Below are 18,346 nucleotides of genomic sequence, written 5' to 3'. Positions count from 1 at the left end.
GCACATGGTTCTCTCTTCTCTATCTCGTTGCTGTTTGGTGATGCTCGGAAAAATCTCGGGACAGCCGCCGGCCGGGGAACCACTGGCCCTCCGGCAACAGGGCGGTCAGGTGTTCGATCGCGACGGCGATCGCGAAGGGGGTGCCCGGGGCGAACGTCGAGACCCACTCGCCGTCGAAGGCTCGCGAGGGGCTCACCAGAACGCGGCCCGCGGCGGTGTCGACAATGCTCATGCCGACCTCGGTGGTGGCTTGTTGCCCGTCCCGGCGGCAGCCGGCGACGACCTCGACGTAGCTGCGCGGTCCGGAGAAGACCGCCTCCACCACCGGCCGCGCTGACGCCGGGATCCCCAGGTATTCAACGACTTCCGACAGCGATGCGCCGGACCGCAGCCGCTCGTCGGCCCGGGCGCCGACGCGCATCGGCATGCTGAACTCGTCGAATCGCGCCGGCGGCCGCTGGGCCAGCCCGACGCCGAGGACCGGGACCAGCCCCCGCGCGTCGTCGATGTCCATCGCGGTGAACGTGACCAGCTGCGCGCTGCGCAGCGCGACGACCGTCTTGGCCGTCGCACCGGGTCGCTGCGCCACGGCACCGCGCAGCAACTCACCGGTGCCGGCGGCGGTGGCGGGTCCCACGTAGCGCAGGTCGAACCACCGGTCCGGGAAGCAGACGGCCTTGATCCAGCCGGCGACCGCCGGGTTGACGAGTCCGTCTTGCGTCACCAGACCCATCCGGGTCAGCTCGGCACGCTGCCGCTCGAAGAACTCGGCGCGTTGCGCGGCGTCGCGATAGGGCGTGGTGATCGCGAGAACCCACGGGAAGGTGCCCGCCCCAATGGTTTCCGCGATGAACCACGCGTGGTCGACCGTCAGCTCGACGGCGTTCGGTGCTGTGTTCATCGAGCGCGAGTTAACCGCCCCATTTGGCGGCTTCGGCCTGGTCGCGCGCGAGCATGGCGGTGGTGTTGGCCTCGTGGGTGCTGGCCATCGCCTGGTAGGCGCGCACCAACGACTCCATGGCCTGGTTCCACTGGGCCTGCCACACCTGGTAGGTCATGCCGGTGTCGCCCTGCCAGGCGTTGGACAGCGTCGCCTGCTCGCTGGCGATGTCGGCGCCGAGGCCCTGCAGGGTGCCGGCGTAGCCGGACATGTCCGCGGCGTGGCTCAGCATCGCGGGGTAGTTGTACATGATCTGTGACATCACAAGTCCTTTCGCGGTTATGGCTTTGATCAGATCGAGGTGTAGCCGGAAGCGGCGGCTGCGTCGGCGGCCACGTAGGTGCCCGCGGCGTCACCGAGATTGGCCTGGGCGATGTCCAGCAGGGTGTTGACCCGCGCGGCGGCCTCCACGAAGCGGGCGTGCGCGGCCTGGAACGCCGCCGAGGACTCGCCCTGGTGGAACGCCTGCGCCGACATCGCCTCCTGCTCGGCCTGGCTGATCGTGCTGCGCATCAGCGCCGCCTTGGCGGAGAACGCCGACTGCGCCGCCACCAACTGCGGGATGTGAGCGTCCAACATGCTCATGGTGATTGGTTTCCTTTCGCTCTCTTCGGATTTCGGTTGCTCACTGCCACGTTACGAACCGTCGTCTCCCCCTCTCACCGACTCACCCGGGCCCTCGTGATCCCAGGTGCCGGGCACCATTGGCACCCGCGGCCCGCCGCCGAACTCGTCGCCGGCCAGCTTGGTCAACCCGGCCGCCCCCACGGCGGCGTCGCTGGGTGCGGTCCCCGCGAATCCCAGCCGCCCGGCGCCGCTCCCGGACGCCACGGCCGACGCGAGCTCGTACTCCGGCGGGACGCCGATGTCGGCATCCATGTCGAGGAACTCGTCGCCGTATTCGCGCATTGCCGCCCGCCGGCGCCGCCGTGCCCGCGCCTCCGCCCGGACGGGCGCCGCCGCGCCGGCTGCCGGGATGGTGGCCGCCGGCGCCTTGACCTGTCCGCGGGGGCCGAGCGTCGGCCCGGCCTCCGGGCCCGCACCGGCGCCGAAAGCCACCAGGTAGGGGAAGGTTCCGGTGGCTGCCGCCGGGGCGGGCGCGGCCGGCGCGCCCGATGCGGCAGGCGCGGACGCGGGGGCGCCCGCGGGAGTGGCGATCGCCGAGGGGGCCACGCCGGCGACCGGCCACACCGAGGAAGCCGTCACGGCCGTCACGGCGACACCGCCCGCCACAGGCGCCGCCAGCGCGGGAGCCGCCGCGGCCGCGAGCGCCAGGGCCGGCTGCAGTGCCACCGGGAGCACAATGGCGAGGAACGGACTGAGCAGCAGCGACGGGTACGTGATCCCCGCGCCGACCCAGGAGAAAGCCTGATAGGCGATCGCGAACAACAGCGGGCCGTAAAGTACCAGTGCCTCAGACGGATTCGTCATGAAGGCCTGGATGATCTTCACCGAGTTCCCGATCGGATCCTGGAAGAACGTGGCCAGCTCCTGGAACATGTTTCCGTAGAAGTTGGTGTACTGCGACAGCAGCTGGGACAGCAGGTCGGCCGGGTTGAGCGACGCCGCGCCGTTCTGATTCACGATGCTGGGCGCCGAGGCCGTGCGCGGCGCCGAGGCCAGCGCGCCGCCCGAGGCGGCCTGATAGGCGCCCATCGTGGTGGCGGCCTGCACCCACATCCGCACGTAGTCCGCTTCGTTCAGCGCGATCGGAATCGTGTTGATCCCAAAGAAGTTCGTCGCCACCAGGACCCCGTGGATGACGTGGTTGGCGGCCAGCTCGACCAGGGTCGGCATCGCCGCCAGGGCGCTGGTGTAGGCCGCCGCGGCGACCTCGTGCTGGGCCGCCACGCCCGCGCTGTCGGCGCTGGCCTGCTGCAGCCACGCCAGGTACGGGGCGTGCGCCGCCACGTACTGCTCGGCGCTCGGTCCCTGCCACGCGCCCGCCTGCACCGCCCCCAGAAGCCCGCTGAGTTCGGCCGCCGCCGAAGCGTATTCGGCGCTGAGCGCCGACCAGGCCCCGGCGGCCGCCAGCAGCGACCCCGGTCCCGGACCGGTGCTCAGCGACGCCGAATGCACTTCCGGCGGCAAAGCCATCCAAACGGGCGCCGTCATGCTCTAGCCGCCCGCCACCCCATAGGTCGCGGCCGCCGCGGCGTCACCGGCGAGATAGCTTGCGCCGGACTCACCCACGCCCACGCCGGCGCGGCCGAGCTCTTCGACTCCCTGGGCGGCGATGGCGGCATGCTCCTGGCCCTGCGCGCTGAATCCCGCCGCTGTCTGCAGCGACACGGGGTCCGCCGCCGGCGGCACCACCGCGGTAATCGCGGGGGCGGCCGCCGCGTGCGCGGCCGCCAGTCGCGCCGTCAGCGCCTCCACGGCCGCGCTGGCCGCGGCCAGGCCCTCGGGAACCAATCGCAACGTCATGACTAACTCCCCTTCTGTTGCGTTTCACCAAACATGGCGGCCTCGCCGATCAACGGGTTGACCAATTGCACGTACGTCGGTATGTCGCTGTCGCCCAGCAGAACCCCGCGGCCGGCCGGCATCCGGCCGAACCGCTGGCCCCGGATCTTGCCGCTGTCTTGCGGGTTGCCGGACAGCATCAGCGTGGTCGCCTGCAGGTCGTTGAAGCGGCGCAGCAATGGGCTGGTCATCAGTCCGTGGGCCGAGCCGGTGGCGCGCGCCGTGACGATCACCCGCAGGCCCAGATCGCCGGCCTGCGAAAGCTGCGCGATCAGTGGGGTCCACGGCCGCTGCCCGATGTAGGGACCGCTCATCGCCGGCGAGTCCGGTATCTGGTCTACGTCGTCGATGATCAGGTAATGGGTGTGGCCCTGGTAGGTCCAGCGGGACAGCTCCTCGGGTGACAGGCCGGCCGGCGGCCGCCGCGACTCGATGATGTTGGCCAGACCCAGCATCGCGGGGGCGACCCGGTCGATGTTGGCCGTGTATTCGTTGTCGGGGAACAACGGCTCGTCGACCAGGTGCAGCCGCCGATCCAGCACCGTGAAGGCCACCTGGTCGGCGGTGGAGTGCTCGCGGATGGTGCGGATGACGTGGCGCAGCAGCGTGGTCTTACCGGACTTGCTGTCGCCGAAGACCATCAGCAGCGGGTGCTCGGCGAAGTCGAGGACCACCGGTGCGAGGTCCTCTTCGCGCTGGCCGATGACCACCTTCTCCGCGCCGCGATAGAGCGGCCCCAGCGCGTCGGGCGCGAGATTGGTGGGCAGCAACCGAACCGGGGGCGCGGAGACCCCGGGGTAGCGCGCGTTGATGGCGGCGATCTGGTTCAGCTCGGGAGCCGCGAACAGGAAATGCTCGGCGGCCATGGTCAATCCGCGGCCCGGCTGGTCGTGTGGCACGGCCTCGGCCGGGCGGCGCAGCGCGCCGACCAGCCGCACGTTGCTGTCCCGCGCGTCGTGCAGCTTGAGCTCGAGCCGCAGGCCGAGCCCGTCGCGCATCGCCAGCGGCACCTCCAGCCAGCTCGGCGTGGTGATCACGACGTGGATGCCGTAGGCGAGGCCGACGTTCACCAATTCGGTCACCTTGGCCAGCAGGGGATTACGGGTGTTGAACTGGTCGGTGTTGTCCCGGCCGAACGCGTAGAGGTTGTCGATGACCAGGAACACCTCGCCGTAACCGTCGTCGGGCGCGGACCCGTGCTTCTCCCGGAACGCCTCGCGCTGCTGGCGGGCCAGCAGCAGCTGCTCCAGCTCGCCGAAGGTGCGGCGGATGCGTTCGGGTTCCAGCGCCGACGCGACGCTGCCGACGTGCGCCAGCCCGTCCAGCGCCCGCAGTTGCCCACCGCCGTAGTCCAGGCAGTAGAACGTGACCTCGCGCGGCGAGTGCAGGTTTGCCGCCGACAGGATAAACGTCTGCAGCGCGGTCGATTTCCCGGACTTCGGGCCGCCGTGGATCACCATGTTCCCCGCCGAGGACGCGGCGTCGAAAACCAGCGGGTCGCGGCGCATTTCGAACGGCTTGTCGATCTCGCCGAGCGGCCAGCGCCATTGCCCGTGCGGCACCCCGGCGCGGGCCAGCACCGCGGTCAGCGGTATCGGTTCGTCCAGCGGCGGCAGCCACAGCTGCGGCGCCCGCGGCCCGTAGCCGGCCAGCTGTTCGCCGATCGTCGCGATCAGCTTGCGCGGCGGCCCGGCTACTTCCTCGTCCTCGCCGGTGGATATCACGGTGCCGTGGTCGGGCTCCACCATCCCGGCCGGGAACAGCTTTGGCGCCGGGTTCGATTGCACCACCAGGGTTTTCGCCTTCTGCGGCGGCTCGTAGATGCCGTCGACGTACGTGCTGCGGAACTTGATCGGCGTGGCGCCGGGGGCCGGCACCAGGAAGCCGACGCCCTTGTGCTCCTTGCCGGACTCGATGTGGTAGGCGTCCTCCACCCCGATGATCTGGCGGGACACGCTGGGGCTGGCCACCTTCAACCCGATGCGGTAGGAGGTGTTCTTGTCGATGTCCTTGATCTTGCCCACGTCCAGCGTCTGGGACGCGAACAGAATGTGGATGCGGAACGAGCGGCCCTTGCGGGCCACGTAGTCGAACAGCTCCGCGTACTCCGGATGGTCGGCCAGCATCAGGGTGAACTCGTCCGCGACCACGAACAGCGTCGGGAGCGGCGGCAAGTCATGCCCGGCCGCGATCGCGTTCTCGTACTCGGTCACCGAGTTGAACGCGCTGCCCTGCACGCGGCGCCCCGCCTCGCGCAGCAGCGTCTCGCGCCGCGCCACCTCGCCGCGCAGCGTGTCGGCGAACCGGTCGGCGAGCGACTTCTTCTCGGCCATGTTCGAGATCACCGCGACAACCTGCGGGAAGTTCCGGAAGCTGTCGGCGCCGGCCTCGCCCTTGAAGTCGGCGTAGATGACGATCAGCCGGTCGGCCGAGTGGGTTGTCAACAGCGACAACAGGATCGACATCAGGGTCTGCGACTTCCCGGAGCCGGTCATACCGATCATCAGGCCGTGCGGGCCCATGCCGCCCTCGGCCTCGTCCTTGAGGTCGAACATCAGCGGCTCGCCGGTCGCGGTGACCCCGATCGGAACGCGCAACTCGTCGTCGCGGTGGCGCGGCGCCCACATCGTCGGCACGTCGAGCTGCGACGCGTCGCCGATGCCCAGCAGCGTGGTGAAAGTCGCGCCGCGGGTGGCGGCGGAGCGCAGCCCGGCGTGGGTCGGGTTGGAGTCCCACCGCGACAGCCGACGGGCCAGGTGCGCGGCCTCGGCGGCGCCGAGTTGATCCGCGCTGTCGATGTACGGTTGCCAGCCGCCCGTCTGCCAGCGCTCGATAGCGCCGCGCGCGACCCGCAGGATCGGCCTTTCGGGATCCGAATACTGCTCCCGGTGCGGGGGCGTCGCGGAGCAGTGCACGACGGTGACGCCCGCCCGGCCCAGCGCCAACGCCGAGCCGTTCAGGTCGTAGTCGGGGTCGTCGACGACGATCAGCAAGTGCCGCAAGGCATCCGCGGGCCCACCCGTGAACGCGGGCCGGTCGACGAGCGCCGGTCCCAGCGCCGCGACGAGTTCGTCGGCGTCGGTCGACAGGAAGCGGGCCGGGCCGACGCCGTCGAGCTCGCCGGGAATGTCGACGTGCGGCAACCACTTCAGCCACGACCAGTCCGGGCCCTCCAGGTCGCGCGCGGCCAGCGCGACGCCGAGCACGGTCGGGTCGTGCCACGTCACCGCCTGAGCGATCCAGGCGCGCAACGCCGCCCGCACGTCCGTCACCTCGCCGACGACGGTGATCCGCGAGACCTTGGTCAGGTCGATCCCGGTCGGCACGTCGCGCACGGTGCGCTGGGTGTCGAGCAGGCTGCGCAATGCGCTGTGCGACACGGGTTCCAGGTCGATCTCGTCGGCGGTGTCGCTGACCCGCAGCGCGGCGTCCAGGGGCACGTGGTGGCGGCCGGCCCGCAGCACCAGAAAGTCTGGGTCGTGCGGGTCACGCTCCCACTGGCGGCGTGATCCGGGCACCGCCACGAGGCCGGCCGGGTCCGGGTGAGACCACTCGGCGGCCGCCCGCTGCTGGGCGGCCTGTGTTCGGATGTTGTCCCGGACCACCGACAGGTAACGCAGGTAGTCGGCGCGTTCGGCGTCGACCTCCTCGGTGCGCGCCTTGTTGTCGTTGCCCCGATAGAGCGCGGTCGCCGCGAGCAGCAACACGAACGGGAAGAACAGGGTCTGCGGAGAGATCACCCGCATCCCGGTGGCAACCAGGGCCACCACCATGCCCACGATCAGGATCACCAGCACATAGGGCATCGCCCGGCGCAGGAACGACGGCGGAATCACCCGGGGCAGCTCCGGCGGCGCCTCGATGGTGATGGTGCCCTTGCGGGTGGCCGGCGGTGCCAACCGACGGCGCGCCTCGAAGATCAGTCGGCTCATCGGCCCTCCCCCTCCGCCGAAACCGGGCGCCCGGGCTTGGCGTCGGGCGCCAGGCCGTCATGGGCCAGCAGCGCGTCGCCGCGCGACAGCGTCGGACCCGGCGCGAACAGCGACAACACCGACCACGGCGCCGGAACCGCGGGCGGGTTCAAGCCAAGGGCCTCAACGGTTTTCGAGCGGCCCGCGCCGTCGCCGGTCTCGGTGTCGATGCCGTAGCGCACCCCGGTGTCGGAGACCCAGAACAACGACCCGGCGGGCGGCGCCGCCGATCCGCCGCCCACCGTCTGGGCGAAGTAGCCGGTGCCCGGGGCCAGGGCGACGCGGGCCGCGGCGCCCTGGGCGCCGCCACCGACCAGGTCGACCGTGCGTATCCCCTCGGGCACGGGCAACACCGAGCCGGAAAGCAGGCCGAGCGTGCTGGTCGCGGCCCCGGCCGGCTTGCTCCAGTGGGCACAGGTGACGGGATCCTTGGCCGCGTCGACGAGCACGACCTGCTGGTCCGGATAGCGGGTCGTGTCGAGCATCCGCGACACCGGCAGCTTGGACACCTCGTCGGCGCCGAGCCGCGGCGGTTGTTCCAGGCCATAGGAATTGGAGTTGCGCAGGATCGCGGCCAGCACCGGCGAAATCGGCTGCAGGCCGTCGGGCAGCACCGCGTAGTAGTGCAAGTTCTGCTCGAGGCCGTAGGAGACGACCACGCCACCGACCGGGGCCGGCACCGAAAAGCCCGCGGGGCCACCGGCATTCGGGATCGACGGCGCCGTCAGCGCGGGCGATTCGGGTATCGCGTTGAACAGCCCCTGCGCGATCGGCCGCGCCGCGGGCACCTCGGTACCCAGGCCCAGCGCGTTGGTCACCGCGTGGTTGGCCAGGTCGATCTGGCTGCGCTTGCCGTCCCAGAGCAGCCAGGTGCCGGTGCCGTTGTCGACCAGGATTCCCTGATCGGCGCGGATCGCGCCCGCCCGCGCGCCGCCACCGTCGGGACGACCCACAACCACCGTGACACCCGTGCTGTGGGCGCCATGTGAAGTTCCGCTGACGGCGTCGCACACCGTCCAGTCGGCGTCGTGCGAGGCGTTCTGCACCATGCGCTCCGGGGCGCCCGGAATGCCGATCAGGTTGCCGCGCGGAAAGCGGTCCAGTTCAGAGCTTTTCACCGTGGTCGGGTTGACCGGCTTGCCGACGATCAGCCGGGCCGAGGTCAGGTTGAGCACCGGGTGCAGGTCCTCGCCCACCCGCACGTACAGCGCGGCGGTCGACCGGTCGGCGAGCACCGCGTTGCTACCCGCGGAGCCGCTGGGCCGGATCAGCGAGAACACGAAGCAGCCCGCCAGCCCGGTGATCAGGATGAGCGCGCCCATCAGCACCGCCCGCGACTGGGTGCGCAGCGGGTCGACCAGCATCCTGGTGTCGTGCAGGGCGATACCGGACGCGATACGGCGCATCACGAAGCGCCAGCCCGTCACCTGGTGGCGCGTGACGAAGCCGCGGCGGTATTCGACCCGCTCGGGGTTGTCGTTGACCGGGGTTCGGGACGCGAACGAGCGCCGATCCCCTTCGGGCTCATGGTTATTGGCCGTCATGCCGGCACCGACAGCCCGAGACCGCGCAGCAGCGGCTCCACCGACTTCTCGACGTCTTGGTCGGTGATCGTCATCAGCTCCTCGTCACTGAATTCCCCGGTCCCGGCGTGCTCCGAGTGGTCCAGCCGGAATTCTCGCTCCTCCTCGGAGCGTTCGACGATGTTGCGGACGAACCGGCCGTTGCCGGCGATATCGAGGCTGCGCCGCGAGATTCCGTTCGCGTCGGGCGTCGACTGGCTGGCCAGCTTGGAGAACAAGGCCTCCATGTGCTCGAGCGCGGCGGGCTCGAAGACGCTGTCGCGTTGCTCGGCCATCTTGTGCGCGATCTCCACCAGCTCACCAGGCGCGTAGGAGGGAAAGTCGATGTTGCGGGTGAACCGGGACCGCAGGCCCTCGTTGGTGTCGAGGAACTTGTCCAGGTCGGCCCGGTAGCCGGCGATGATGACCACCAGCCGGTCGCGGTCGTTTTCCATCCGCGCCAGCAGGGTGTCGATGGCCACCAGTCCGAAGTCGTTCTTGGCGCCGGTGGCCACCAGGGCGTAGGCCTCGTCGAGGAACAGCACGCCGTCCAGCGCGCTGTCGATGATCGCGTTCGTCTTGGCCTCGGTCTCACCGATGTGCTGACCGATGAGGTCGGCGCGGTGCACCTCCCTGATGTTCTCCCGCTTCAAAAGCCCCAGGCCGCAATAGATCTTGGCGACGACGCGGGCGATGGTGGTCTTACCGGTCCCGGGCGGTCCGGCGAAGACCAGGTGGTGGGCGCGCTGCGCGACCGCGAGCCCGCGCTGCTTGCGCACCAGCTCCATGGCCACCGAGCTCTTCAGCCGCGACACCTGGTTCTTGACCTCGTCGAGCCCGATGAATTCGGCAAGCTGGCGCTCGGCCTCGTGCAGCAGCACGGCCTTGCGCTCGTGGGCCGCCGGGTCGACGAAGTCGTCGGCGCTGGGCTCGGTGGCGGGGTCCCAGGGGTCGGTGCGGGCGTCGATGCGGGCCGCGGTGGTGGTCACGATCCCAAAGCTGGTGTCGGACAGGGCCTGTTCGATCTGTTCGTTGGCGGGGTGGGCCGCGTACAGGTCGTGCAGCACGTCGCTCGCCGACTCCTCGTCGACGTGCGCCCGCAGCACCAGCGCCTTGGCCAGCGCGCCGTCGACCGCCGCGACCGCGACGGGGCCCTCGGGTTCCTCGAGGTACGACAGCGCGGGCGCGAACATGCCCAGGCGCGCCAGCGCGGTGCCCAGCGTGACTTTCGCCGCGTGCGAGAAGGTTTCGTCGAGATCGGTGTCGTTGACGATCGGGGTGAGCAGCTTGACGACATCCGACCAGCGCTCGGCCCGGTAGTTGATGACGACGGCCACCCAGCGGGCCTCACGCCAGCTCGGGCGGCGTTCGATGAGGCCGGCGACGATCCGGGCGGCGTCGGCAAACCGCCCGTCGGTTGCCAGCGCCGCCGCGTGGGCGAGGTGGAAATCGTCGGGCGTAGCGGCGCGGAACTGTAGGTACAGGCCGGTGTCGTAGCGGAAGCCCAGGGCGCCTGGCGCCAACTCAACGTGGCGCTGCAACGCGCCGGCCGTGGTCGCGGTGGCCGAAACGGCCTCCAACACGCGCAGGGAGACGTCGCCAGCGGCGGCCAGCCCGGTCCAGGCGTCGCATTGGTCGTGCGCGATGCGCGTCAGCGCCGTGAACCCGGTACGCGCGGCCGCCAGGTCGGCGGGCCGCCGGCGCTCGTAGACCGCGATGCCGAGCGCGCGACAACACGTCGCGAACCGGCTCACGATGTCGCCGTCTATCCGGCCGTCCGGCCGAGAATTTGCAGGCCGAGCTGCGAGCACGCCGGCGTCACCGCGTTCCACGGCTGTTGCTTCCCATCTATGTAGCTTCCCCTAACCTAACCCGCCTGAAGTTAGCATTGCCTAAGCTGGATGTCGAGGCAGCCCCCGTTCATCCGACCCCGCCGCCGCCTCCCTTTTCGCCACCGCTGACCAGGACATTCCGACCGAGCACCCCGGACCAGCCGAGCTTACTGAAAATCGTTTTCATTATCAAAACCGTCGGGCGCCCAGGTTTGCGGCATCATCGGCACCGACGGGCCGCCGCCGAACTGGTCGCCGGCCAGCGTGGCCAGGCCCGCCGCCCGGGCCGCCTCCGCGCGGGCGGTCCCGGCGAAGCCCACGGACCCCGCGCCGAGGTCGGACGCGGCGGTCGCGGCCCTGTCCAGGCCGGGCTCTTCGTCCGTTTCCCACTCCGGGTCGACGTACTCGTACCGGAAGCCGCGGTGGTGGTCGTTCATCGCCGCCCGGCGCCGACGGCGCGCCCGGTCCCGTTGTCGCGCCGCCGCCCCGGCGGCCGCCGCGGCCGCGGCGCTATCGGGTTCCGGGGCCTTTCGTCGAGCGGCGGTGCCCATCCCGGTGTCCGCCCCGATCGTCGGGCCGCCCACCAGGTACGGAAAGGCTCCTCCGGCGACACCGGCGGGCGGCGGGGTTGGGGGCCCGGCCGCCACCGACGCCGTGGCCGGCGCGGGAGCCGCAGCCGTGGCCGGGGTCGGGGCCGGGGCGCTGGAGGCAACGGTTACCGCCGGGGCGCCGGCGAGTGCCGGCATGGGGGGCGCGTCGGGCACGGGTGCGGCCACCACGGCGGGGGCCGGGCCCGGCTGGATCCCCGACAGCCCGCTCAGGCCCGCGAACCCGGCCAGCGAACTGGCGCCGAGCGGCGTGATGAGCGCGAGCGGGATGACGGCCTGCAGCTGCGGGAACGTGTCGATGACTTCCCCGACGTGGGTGAACTCGTCCGCAACCAACAGCGGGATGTCGTTCTCGACCTGCGCTATGGACTCGGCGGGGTTTTCAGGAAATTCCTCCAGGTCGCGGCCCAGTGTCTGAGTAACTTCGGTGAGCCGGTTGACCCACCAACTCCATTGCGTCGGGTCGCCGCCGTCGTTGTCGATGATGTCCCCGCTGTCGCCGGTGTCGCTGCCGTCGCTGTTGTCGTCGGCGGCGTGCAGGATCTGTGGCGCCGCATCGGTCTGCGGCGCCGCGGCGACCGCGGTGCCGGCGACGGTCTGATAGGTGGCCATCGTCGTGGCCGCCTGGATCCACATCCGCACGTAGTCGGCCTCGTTCAGCGCGATGGGGATCGTGTTGATGCCGAAGAAGTTCGTCGCCAGCAGCACCGCGTGAATCGCGTGATTGGCGGCCAGCTCCAGCAGGGTGGGCATCGCGGCCAGCGCCGTGGTGTAGGCGGCGGCCGCGGTCTCGTGCCGGGCGGAGGCCGCCGCGCTGTTGGCGCTGGCTCGCGTCAGCCACGCCAGGTAGGGCGCGTGCGCGGCCGCGTACCGCGCGGCGGTGGGCCCCTCCCACGCCCCGGCCTGGACCGCGGCCAGGACGGAGGTGAGCTCGTCGGCGACCGACGCGTACGTCGCGCTCAGCGAGCCCCATGCCGCGGCGGCGGCGAGCAGCCCGCCGGATCCCGGACCGCTGCTCAGCTGCGCCGAATGGATCTCGGGGGGCGACGCCATCCACACGGGCGCGGTCATAGCGGCGACGACTCCTTAACGATCCGGGCTGGACTTGACGGCCGCCTGGGCCGTTGGGCAGCGTCACGAGCCCGTAGGAGTAGTCGCTCACTGGCGCGGGAAAGTTCCCGGCCGGTTTCGGTCAGTCCTTGACGGCGCTGACCAGCGTGTTGCGGGCGATCATCGGGCCGGCCTCGGTATCCGGGCCGGGCACCGGCCGCCCGACCTGTCGCAGGTAATCCGCGAGCGGAGTGCCGACGGCCGTCCATCCGCGCCGGCCGAACCACTCGGTGGCCGGGGCGCACTGCTCGTTGTAGACCAATCGGAAGAACAGGCGCTGGTCACCCTCCGCGGCGGCCGCGCGTTCTTCCTCCACCGCGGCCTCGAATTCGTCCGGCTCGAGGGGGGCGCCGTCTTCGATCGCGACGTGGCTGCCGTGGCCGGCCAGGCCGTCGATGCCGGTGAACAGCTGCTCCTGCGCGCTGGCGGGCAGATAGATCAGCAGGCCCTCCGCGATCCAGGCGGACGGCTTGACCGCGTCAAAACCGCTGTCCCGCAGGGCCTGCGGCCAGTCGTCGCGGAGGTCGACGGCGACTTCGCGACGCTCGGCGCGCGGTTGGGCGCGGTGCTCCGTGAGTACCTCGCGCTTGAAGTCCAGGACCTGCGGGCGGTCCAGCTCGAAGAGCGTCGTCGCGCCCGGCCAGTCCAGCCGGTAGGCGCGGGAGTCGAGCCCGGCCGCCAGGATGACCACCTGCCGCACGCCCACGTCGGCGGCCCGCCGGAAGTATTCGTCGAAGTACCTGGTGCGGGCGCCCTGGAAGTTGACGAAATGCACGCCGAAATCCTCGGACTTCAGCGGGTGGTCGGGGTCCTTGCCGTCGAGGACGTCGGCCGACGGACCGCCGACGGCGCGGCAAAACAGCTCCGCGTACGGGTCGACGGCCAGCGGGTCGGGCTTCTGCGCCTCGAGCGCTCGGGCGGTCGCGACGAACAGCGCCGTCGAACCGACACTCGTTGTGATGTCCCAGGTATCACCTTCGCTACGCACTCAACCGACACTACCGCGAGCCGCTGAGACGTCTCGGCTGCCGTATCGCCGTCGGAATTTCTCCACTTGCCCCGCGCTGTCGACGATGCGTCGACCCCCAGTCCAGAAGGGGTGCGAATCGGAGGTGACTTCGACGACAAGGAGCGGGTACGTCCGCACTCCGAGCGGCGTATGCCACTCGATGGTGCGCGAGCTGGTGAGCGTCGACCGGGTCAAAAACATCGCACCGGTGGTGGCGTCCTGGAACACGACGGGATGGTAATCGGGGTGGATGCCGCGCTTCATCGGCCGCCTCCGTCCTCCGTGTAGCGCGCGGGCGTGTTCTCGACGTCCTGCGTCAGGGCCGGACAGGGGTCTTCGTGCCAGTGGCCGAACGGGTCCTCGTAGTGAGCCCAGTCCAGCGGGGAGCGGTACTCCTCGTCGGTGAGCAACGCGCCGTGCAGGCCGTCGAGAATCTCGGAAAGCTCGGCCCCGCAGATCAGTACGGTCATCGCCGTATGCCGGTCACCATGCCGCTCGTCCCAGCGCAGCTCGGCGAAGGCGCGTCGCTCGGCATCGACGCCGGCCAGCTCAGCGGGGGTCATGGCGGCAAGCCATTTGCCGGCCGAGCTCACCCGCAGTCCGCCGCCGGCCGATTCCAACCACATCGCGTGCTCCGGCTGGCTGGCCAGCCAGAGCCGTCCCCGGGTTCGGATCACGCCGTCGAGCAGTAGGTCCACACAAGCGTGCAGGCGCTGCGGATGAAAGGGGCGCCGGGAATTGAACTCCACCAACGTAATCCGTCCGCGGGAATCCAAGGGCGGCTCTCCGGCCAAAAGCGGACCGTGTGGATCATCGCTTCGCCCCCGCCTCGCGTCGGACGGCAGATTATTCACAGCGCGGTCGATGTGGTCCGGGCCCACCTGAATGCGCGCACGCGGCGACAGACGGCGCAGCGCGCCACCCACCTGCGGGTCGGGCCGGTTGAGCACGACCACGTCGGCGAATTCGGCCTGACCGACGACTACCTGGGCGCGGGTGCGGCCGTCGTCGAGTTCGGCGTCGCCGAGCGCGTCGCCCAGCCACACCGACGAATCGACACAGGCCACCACAGCGGCGATCGACACCTCCAGCGCCGCCGGCCCATCGACGTACTCGGGCGCGACACGGATCGGGACAGTGTTGATGGCGAAGCAGATTGGTTCAGGTTCCAGCCACGGCGCCAGGTGCACGACGATGCGCTCGACGTCGTCGCGGCGGTGTAGCTGACGCAACAGCACCAGCAGGTCGTTGCGGATGGTGCACGACACGCACCCGTGCGCGAGCTCCACGCCGGCCTCCGCGGTCGTCAACACCCGGTGCTGCAGCATCGTCGTCGTCCGGCGCACCACGTGACCGTCGAAACGATGCTCTACGACCAGAGTCCCGGGAGTCCGCAGCAGCGCCCCCACAACCGGGTCGGTGCCGGCCTGGCCGGCCACGAGGATGACGGGCGTTCGCATCGCTCCCCTTCATGACAATCATTTTCAATAAGCCCTCCCGTACGGTACCGTGTTCGGCGGAGCTTGTCGAAAATGATTTTCAATAAGACGTTTAGGTCTGGGGAGGAATGGGTGTCCGCTCGTTGTCAAATAACCGGCCGCGCACCGGGTTTCGGTAATGCGGTATCGCATTCGCACCGCCGCACCCGCCGGCGCTGGTCACCCAACATCCAGCTCAAGACGTACTACCTGCCGTCGGAGGACCGCCGCATTCGCCTGCGGGTCAGCGCCAAGGGCATCAAGGTCATCGACCGTGACGGCATCGAGGCCGTGGTGACCAGGCTGCGCCGGAAAGGGCAGCGAATCTGATGGCGCGCAACGAGATACGCCCCGTCGTCAAGCTGCGCTCCACTGCGGGCACCGGCTACACCTACATCACACGCAAAAACCGGCGCAACGACCCCGACCGGCTGGTACTGCGCAAGTACGACCCGGTGATCCGCCGCCATATCGACTTCCGCGAGGAGCGCTGACGATGGCCAAGAAATCCAAGGTGGTCAAGAACGACAAGCGGCGAGCCATCGTGGCGCGTTATGCGGAACGGCGCGCCGAACTCAAACAGATCATCCGTTCCCCGTCGAGCGCGGCCGAGCAACGGGACGCCGCGCGACGGGAGCTGTCACGACAGCCGCGCGACGCCAGCGCCGTGCGGCTGCGCAACCGCGACGCCGTCGACGGGCGCCCCCGCGGGCACCTGCGCAAGTTTGGCCTGTCGCGGGTACGGGTCCGCCAGTTGGCCCACAACGGACAGTTGCCCGGCGTGCGGAAGGCGAGTTGGTGATGGCGCGGAATGGCTAAGAAACCTCGGCGCGATCGTCGGACCGCGGAACTGCTCGTCAAGCCCAAGAGGAACCTCCTGGCCAGCCTGGGGCTCAGCGCGGTCGACTATAAAGACGCCGCGTCGCTGCGCGTATTCATTTCGGAGCGAGGCAAGATCCGCTCTCGGCGCGTGACCGGCCTAAGCGTCCAACAACAACGGCAGGTCGCCACCGCGATCAAGAACGCGCGCGAAATGGCGCTGCTGCCCTATCCCGGCCCGACCGCGGGCCATTGAGACAAGTGGGCTGCTAGGAGATGACTTCGTCACGCCGCGGTACCGACCGCCCGTTCACCGTCGTCGTATGCACCGCGTGTGCGCCAGACGATGTTCTCCCCGTCATCGAAGAGCTTCGTCCCACCATCCGACGCTGTCCCCACGCCATGCTGGTCTCCGCAGCTTGCATGCTCGGACCACTCACCTGCGCGTCCCGCCCAACCGGATGCGGTGTCATGGCGGTCGTCCAACCCTGCACGGGCGACCGGAAGCCCTGCGGGCCACCCCATTGGATCGGCCCCATCAGTGACAACGACGAGACCGCTACGCTGTGCCGTTGGCTGGAGCGCGGACAATGGGAAAACAGTCCTGCGCCAAGGCATCTCGGCAGGCATCAGTTTTGGACCCGCAATGCCGGTCGAAGCAATTGAGGGTACGAGAAGTCATCAGCGGGCCTTCACCTCTAAAAGTGCGCAACCCTAACTGTCGCGCCGTTCGCCGTCGCGTACACCTTCACCACCCTCACTAGCACCGCCCGTGCCCCACGTGCCCGGCACCATCGGCATCCGAGGGCCACCGCCGAACTCGTCATCGGCCAGCGTGGTTAAGCCGGCCGCCTCGGCGACGGCCTGCCGAGGCTCGGTGCCGGCAAACCCCAATCTGCCGCCGCCCCGCTCCGAGGCCGCGGTCGACGGGGGCTCGTCCCAGTCCGGGTCGACGTCGACGTTCATATCCAGGAATTCGTCGGCGTGGTCGCGGCCCTTGGCACGCCGGCGCCGCCGCGCGCGCGCCTCCTCCCGCGCAGCCGCCGCTGCCGCCGCCGCGGCCGTATCGGGTTCCGGCGCTTTCCTTTTGGCGCTCGAGCTGGCGCCGGCACCCATTCCCGAGCCGGATCCCATGCCGGGGGGCCCGACCGCGTAGGGAGCGAGGAAGCCCACCGGGCCCGCGGTCGCGGGCGGCGCCGTGGGAGCGGGGCCCGCGGGAGCCGGCGGGGCGGAGGGCGCGGGCGCGGGCGCCGGCGCCGAGGCCGGGACCGCGGCCGGCGCGGCGAAGGTCGGGCCCATCGCGACCGGCACCATCGGCGGCGCGGCGGGCACGGGTGCCGGTGCCGGTGCGGCACCGGCTGGGGGTACGGCGGCCAGGCCGGCAAGCCCCCCCAAACCGCCTAGTGCTCCGGGAGCAATGGCGGGGGTGGCCGCAAGCGCCAGCGCCGGGTTGGAGACCGCATAGGAAGCGACTTCGAGTATGTGGGTGGGGAAATCGAACAGTTGCCAGCTAATCAGCCATTGAAAAGCCTGCACCGGGTTTTGCGTCAGGTCGACCCCAAAGTTTTGAAAATCCTCAAAAAGTTCGAGGCTTCGAGCGATCCAAAACGAGGCCTGTCCGGGGTTCGTGAATGTGTCGTAGGTGGCTCCGTTGATGGTGCCACCCGCCGGATCCCAATTAATGCCGAAGTGCTGCAGGATGTTCGCAAGGAAGTCATCGATCGGCAGATCGATCGTCGGGTCGTGCGCAAGCTGACTATTTCCGATACCCAGGTTGTTTTGCAGAAAATTCACCAGCCCCTGCGGAAGCCCCAACGGGTTGTCGCTGTTCATTTGGCCTTGCAGGATCTGCAGGATCTGCTGCTGCAAACCCAGGGGGTTTTGCAGAAACTCCTCGACCTGCTGCGTGATCGCTTGCTCGAACCCCCGGAGCAGGCTAGACGCGTCCTGCGCATAGTTGGACACCGCCGACGCCGGGGCATTGCCCTCGGTTTGCGCGTCGGATTTGAGGATTTGCGGCGCAGGGGTGGCCGGCGGGGTGGACGCCACCGCCGCGCTGGACACCGCTTGGTAGACGCCCATGGTGGTGGCCGCCTGAACCCACATCCGCACATAGTCGGCCTCGTTGAGTGCGATCGGGATCGTGTTGATGCCAAAGAAGTTGGTCGCCACCAAGGCCCCGTGGACGACGTGGTTGGCGGCCAGTTCGGGCAGCGTCGGCATGGCCGCCAGCGCGGCGGTGTAGGCCGCGGCCATCGTCTCGTGCTCGGCGGCCTTTGCCGAGCTGTTCACACCGGCCTGCGTCAACCACGCCAGGTAGGGCGCGTGGGCAGCCACATACGATTCGGCGCTCGGGCCCTCCCAGGCACCCGCTTGGACGGACGCGAGCACCGCGGTGAGTTCATCGGCCGCCGAGGCGTATTCGGCGCTCAGCGCGTTCCACGTCCCGGCCGCGGCCAGCAGCGACCCCGGCCCCGGGCCGCTGCTCAGCAACGCCGAGTGCACCTCCGGTGGCGACGCCATCCAGACAGGCGCGGTCATGGGCACTCCT

The 18,346-nt window shown here is 70.0% G+C and carries 17 protein-coding genes; 4 read left to right on the top strand and 13 right to left on the bottom strand.

The genetic code is table 11. The features are described from left to right. Positions 1-19 precede the first annotated feature (19 nt). The 12 genes from AC5Y5E_RS10505 to mrf all read right to left on the bottom strand — a co-directional run bounded on the left by AC5Y5E_RS10505 (position 20) and on the right by mrf (position 14,958). Positions 20-901 carry an ESX secretion-associated protein EspG gene (locus tag AC5Y5E_RS10505; protein ID WP_499902919.1) on the bottom strand — a complete coding sequence of 294 codons (882 nt, stop codon included), beginning with the start codon at positions 899-901 and terminating at the stop codon, positions 20-22. A gap of 10 nt (positions 902-911) precedes the next feature. Further along, positions 912-1,202, bottom strand: a complete 291-nt coding sequence (locus AC5Y5E_RS10500) for a WXG100 family type VII secretion target (RefSeq protein ID WP_067013661.1) — start codon at positions 1,200-1,202, stop codon at positions 912-914. 29 nt (positions 1,203-1,231) lie between these two features. Beyond that, positions 1,232-1,525 carry a type VII secretion system protein EsxG gene (gene esxG / locus AC5Y5E_RS10495; protein WP_067013645.1) on the bottom strand — a complete coding sequence of 98 codons (294 nt, stop codon included), beginning with the start codon at positions 1,523-1,525 and terminating at the stop codon, positions 1,232-1,234. 51 nt (positions 1,526-1,576) lie between these two features. Further along, positions 1,577-3,055, bottom strand: coding sequence for a PPE family protein (locus AC5Y5E_RS10490; RefSeq protein WP_499902918.1), 1,479 nt, complete (start codon positions 3,053-3,055; stop codon positions 1,577-1,579). Between the two features lie 3 nt (positions 3,056-3,058). Next, positions 3,059-3,367 carry a PE family protein gene (locus tag AC5Y5E_RS10485; RefSeq protein WP_499902917.1) on the bottom strand — a complete coding sequence of 103 codons (309 nt, stop codon included), beginning with the start codon at positions 3,365-3,367 and terminating at the stop codon, positions 3,059-3,061. 2 nt (positions 3,368-3,369) lie between these two features. Continuing rightward, positions 3,370-7,338 (bottom strand): type VII secretion protein EccCa, encoded by a 3,969-nt coding sequence (gene eccCa, locus AC5Y5E_RS10480; protein ID WP_499902916.1) that lies wholly within the window; start codon positions 7,336-7,338, stop codon positions 3,370-3,372. After that, positions 7,335-8,921, bottom strand: a complete 1,587-nt coding sequence (eccB, locus tag AC5Y5E_RS10475; protein ID WP_499902915.1) for a type VII secretion protein EccB — start codon at positions 8,919-8,921, stop codon at positions 7,335-7,337. Before eccB ends, eccCa begins: the two co-directional genes overlap by 4 nt. Continuing rightward, entirely contained in the window at positions 8,918-10,771 is a 1,854-nt protein-coding gene (gene eccA, locus AC5Y5E_RS10470) for a type VII secretion AAA-ATPase EccA (protein WP_499902914.1), read from the bottom strand. Before eccA ends, eccB begins: the two co-directional genes overlap by 4 nt. Positions 10,772-10,938: 167 nt before the next feature. Next, positions 10,939-12,450, bottom strand: coding sequence for a PPE domain-containing protein (locus AC5Y5E_RS10465; protein ID WP_499902913.1), 1,512 nt, complete (start codon positions 12,448-12,450; stop codon positions 10,939-10,941). A gap of 121 nt (positions 12,451-12,571) precedes the next feature. Then, on the bottom strand, positions 12,572-13,477 hold the full coding sequence (locus tag AC5Y5E_RS10460) for a class I SAM-dependent methyltransferase (RefSeq protein ID WP_499902912.1): 906 nt from the start codon (positions 13,475-13,477) through the stop codon (positions 12,572-12,574). Beyond that, the gene (locus AC5Y5E_RS10455) at positions 13,478-13,762 is read right to left on the bottom strand and encodes a type B 50S ribosomal protein L31 (RefSeq protein WP_499902911.1); all 285 of its coding nucleotides are present in this window, start codon (positions 13,760-13,762) and stop codon (positions 13,478-13,480) included. Then, positions 13,759-14,958, bottom strand: coding sequence for a ribosome hibernation factor-recruiting GTPase MRF (gene mrf / locus AC5Y5E_RS10450; protein ID WP_499902910.1), 1,200 nt, complete (start codon positions 14,956-14,958; stop codon positions 13,759-13,761). Before mrf ends, AC5Y5E_RS10455 begins: the two co-directional genes overlap by 4 nt. 111 nt (positions 14,959-15,069) lie before the next feature. On the opposite strand from mrf, the gene rpmB reads away from it, so the two are divergent. From rpmB to rpsR, 4 genes are read left to right on the top strand one after another with little or no spacing between them, the layout of a single operon-like run. Then, positions 15,070-15,306 carry a 50S ribosomal protein L28 gene (gene rpmB, locus AC5Y5E_RS10445; RefSeq protein ID WP_499902909.1) on the top strand — a complete coding sequence of 79 codons (237 nt, stop codon included), beginning with the start codon at positions 15,070-15,072 and terminating at the stop codon, positions 15,304-15,306. After that, the gene (rpmG, locus tag AC5Y5E_RS10440; protein WP_499902908.1) at positions 15,306-15,470 is read left to right on the top strand and encodes a 50S ribosomal protein L33; all 165 of its coding nucleotides are present in this window, start codon (positions 15,306-15,308) and stop codon (positions 15,468-15,470) included. The genes rpmB and rpmG overlap by 1 nt, the downstream gene beginning before the upstream one ends. 2 nt (positions 15,471-15,472) lie before the next feature. Continuing rightward, entirely contained in the window at positions 15,473-15,778 is a 306-nt protein-coding gene (gene rpsN, locus AC5Y5E_RS10435; protein WP_499902907.1) for a 30S ribosomal protein S14, read from the top strand. A 9-nt stretch (positions 15,779-15,787) separates the two neighbouring features. Next, positions 15,788-16,051, top strand: coding sequence for a 30S ribosomal protein S18 (gene rpsR / locus AC5Y5E_RS10430; RefSeq protein WP_499902906.1), 264 nt, complete (start codon positions 15,788-15,790; stop codon positions 16,049-16,051). A 458-nt stretch (positions 16,052-16,509) separates the two neighbouring features. Here the strand turns inward: rpsR and AC5Y5E_RS10425 are convergent, their stop codons facing one another. Next, positions 16,510-18,336 (bottom strand): PPE family protein, encoded by a 1,827-nt coding sequence (locus tag AC5Y5E_RS10425; RefSeq protein ID WP_499902905.1) that lies wholly within the window; start codon positions 18,334-18,336, stop codon positions 16,510-16,512. Between the last annotated feature and the right edge of the window lie 10 nt (positions 18,337-18,346).

It is taken from the genome of Mycobacterium sp. NGS54 (genome assembly GCF_059812465.1).
Note: the sequence above shows the minus strand (reverse complement) of the source record. Positions and strands in the feature narration are given on the sequence as shown.

Bases quoted from the DNA above. Each gene is read 5' to 3' on its own strand.
- AC5Y5E_RS10505 (WP_499902919.1), bottom strand. From the start codon at position 901: ATGAACACAGCACCGAACGCCGTCGAGCTGACGGTCGACCACGCGTGG.
- AC5Y5E_RS10500 (WP_067013661.1), bottom strand. From the start codon at position 1,202: ATGTCACAGATCATGTACAACTACCCCGCGATGCTGAGCCACGCCGCG.
- esxG (WP_067013645.1), bottom strand. From the start codon at position 1,525: ATGAGCATGTTGGACGCTCACATCCCGCAGTTGGTGGCGGCGCAGTCG.
- AC5Y5E_RS10490 (WP_499902918.1), bottom strand. From the start codon at position 3,055: ATGACGGCGCCCGTTTGGATGGCTTTGCCGCCGGAAGTGCATTCGGCG.
- AC5Y5E_RS10485 (WP_499902917.1), bottom strand. From the start codon at position 3,367: ATGACGTTGCGATTGGTTCCCGAGGGCCTGGCCGCGGCCAGCGCGGCC.
- eccCa (WP_499902916.1), bottom strand. From the start codon at position 7,338: ATGAGCCGACTGATCTTCGAGGCGCGCCGTCGGTTGGCACCGCCGGCC.
- eccB (WP_499902915.1), bottom strand. From the start codon at position 8,921: ATGACGGCCAATAACCATGAGCCCGAAGGGGATCGGCGCTCGTTCGCG.
- AC5Y5E_RS10465 (WP_499902913.1), bottom strand. From the start codon at position 12,450: ATGACCGCGCCCGTGTGGATGGCGTCGCCCCCCGAGATCCATTCGGCG.
- AC5Y5E_RS10455 (WP_499902911.1), bottom strand. From the start codon at position 13,762: ATGAAGCGCGGCATCCACCCCGATTACCATCCCGTCGTGTTCCAGGAC.
- mrf (WP_499902910.1), bottom strand. From the start codon at position 14,958: ATGCGAACGCCCGTCATCCTCGTGGCCGGCCAGGCCGGCACCGACCCG.
- rpmG (WP_499902908.1), top strand. From the start codon at position 15,306: ATGGCGCGCAACGAGATACGCCCCGTCGTCAAGCTGCGCTCCACTGCG.
- rpsN (WP_499902907.1), top strand. From the start codon at position 15,473: ATGGCCAAGAAATCCAAGGTGGTCAAGAACGACAAGCGGCGAGCCATC.
- rpsR (WP_499902906.1), top strand. From the start codon at position 15,788: ATGGCTAAGAAACCTCGGCGCGATCGTCGGACCGCGGAACTGCTCGTC.
- AC5Y5E_RS10425 (WP_499902905.1), bottom strand. From the start codon at position 18,336: ATGACCGCGCCTGTCTGGATGGCGTCGCCACCGGAGGTGCACTCGGCG.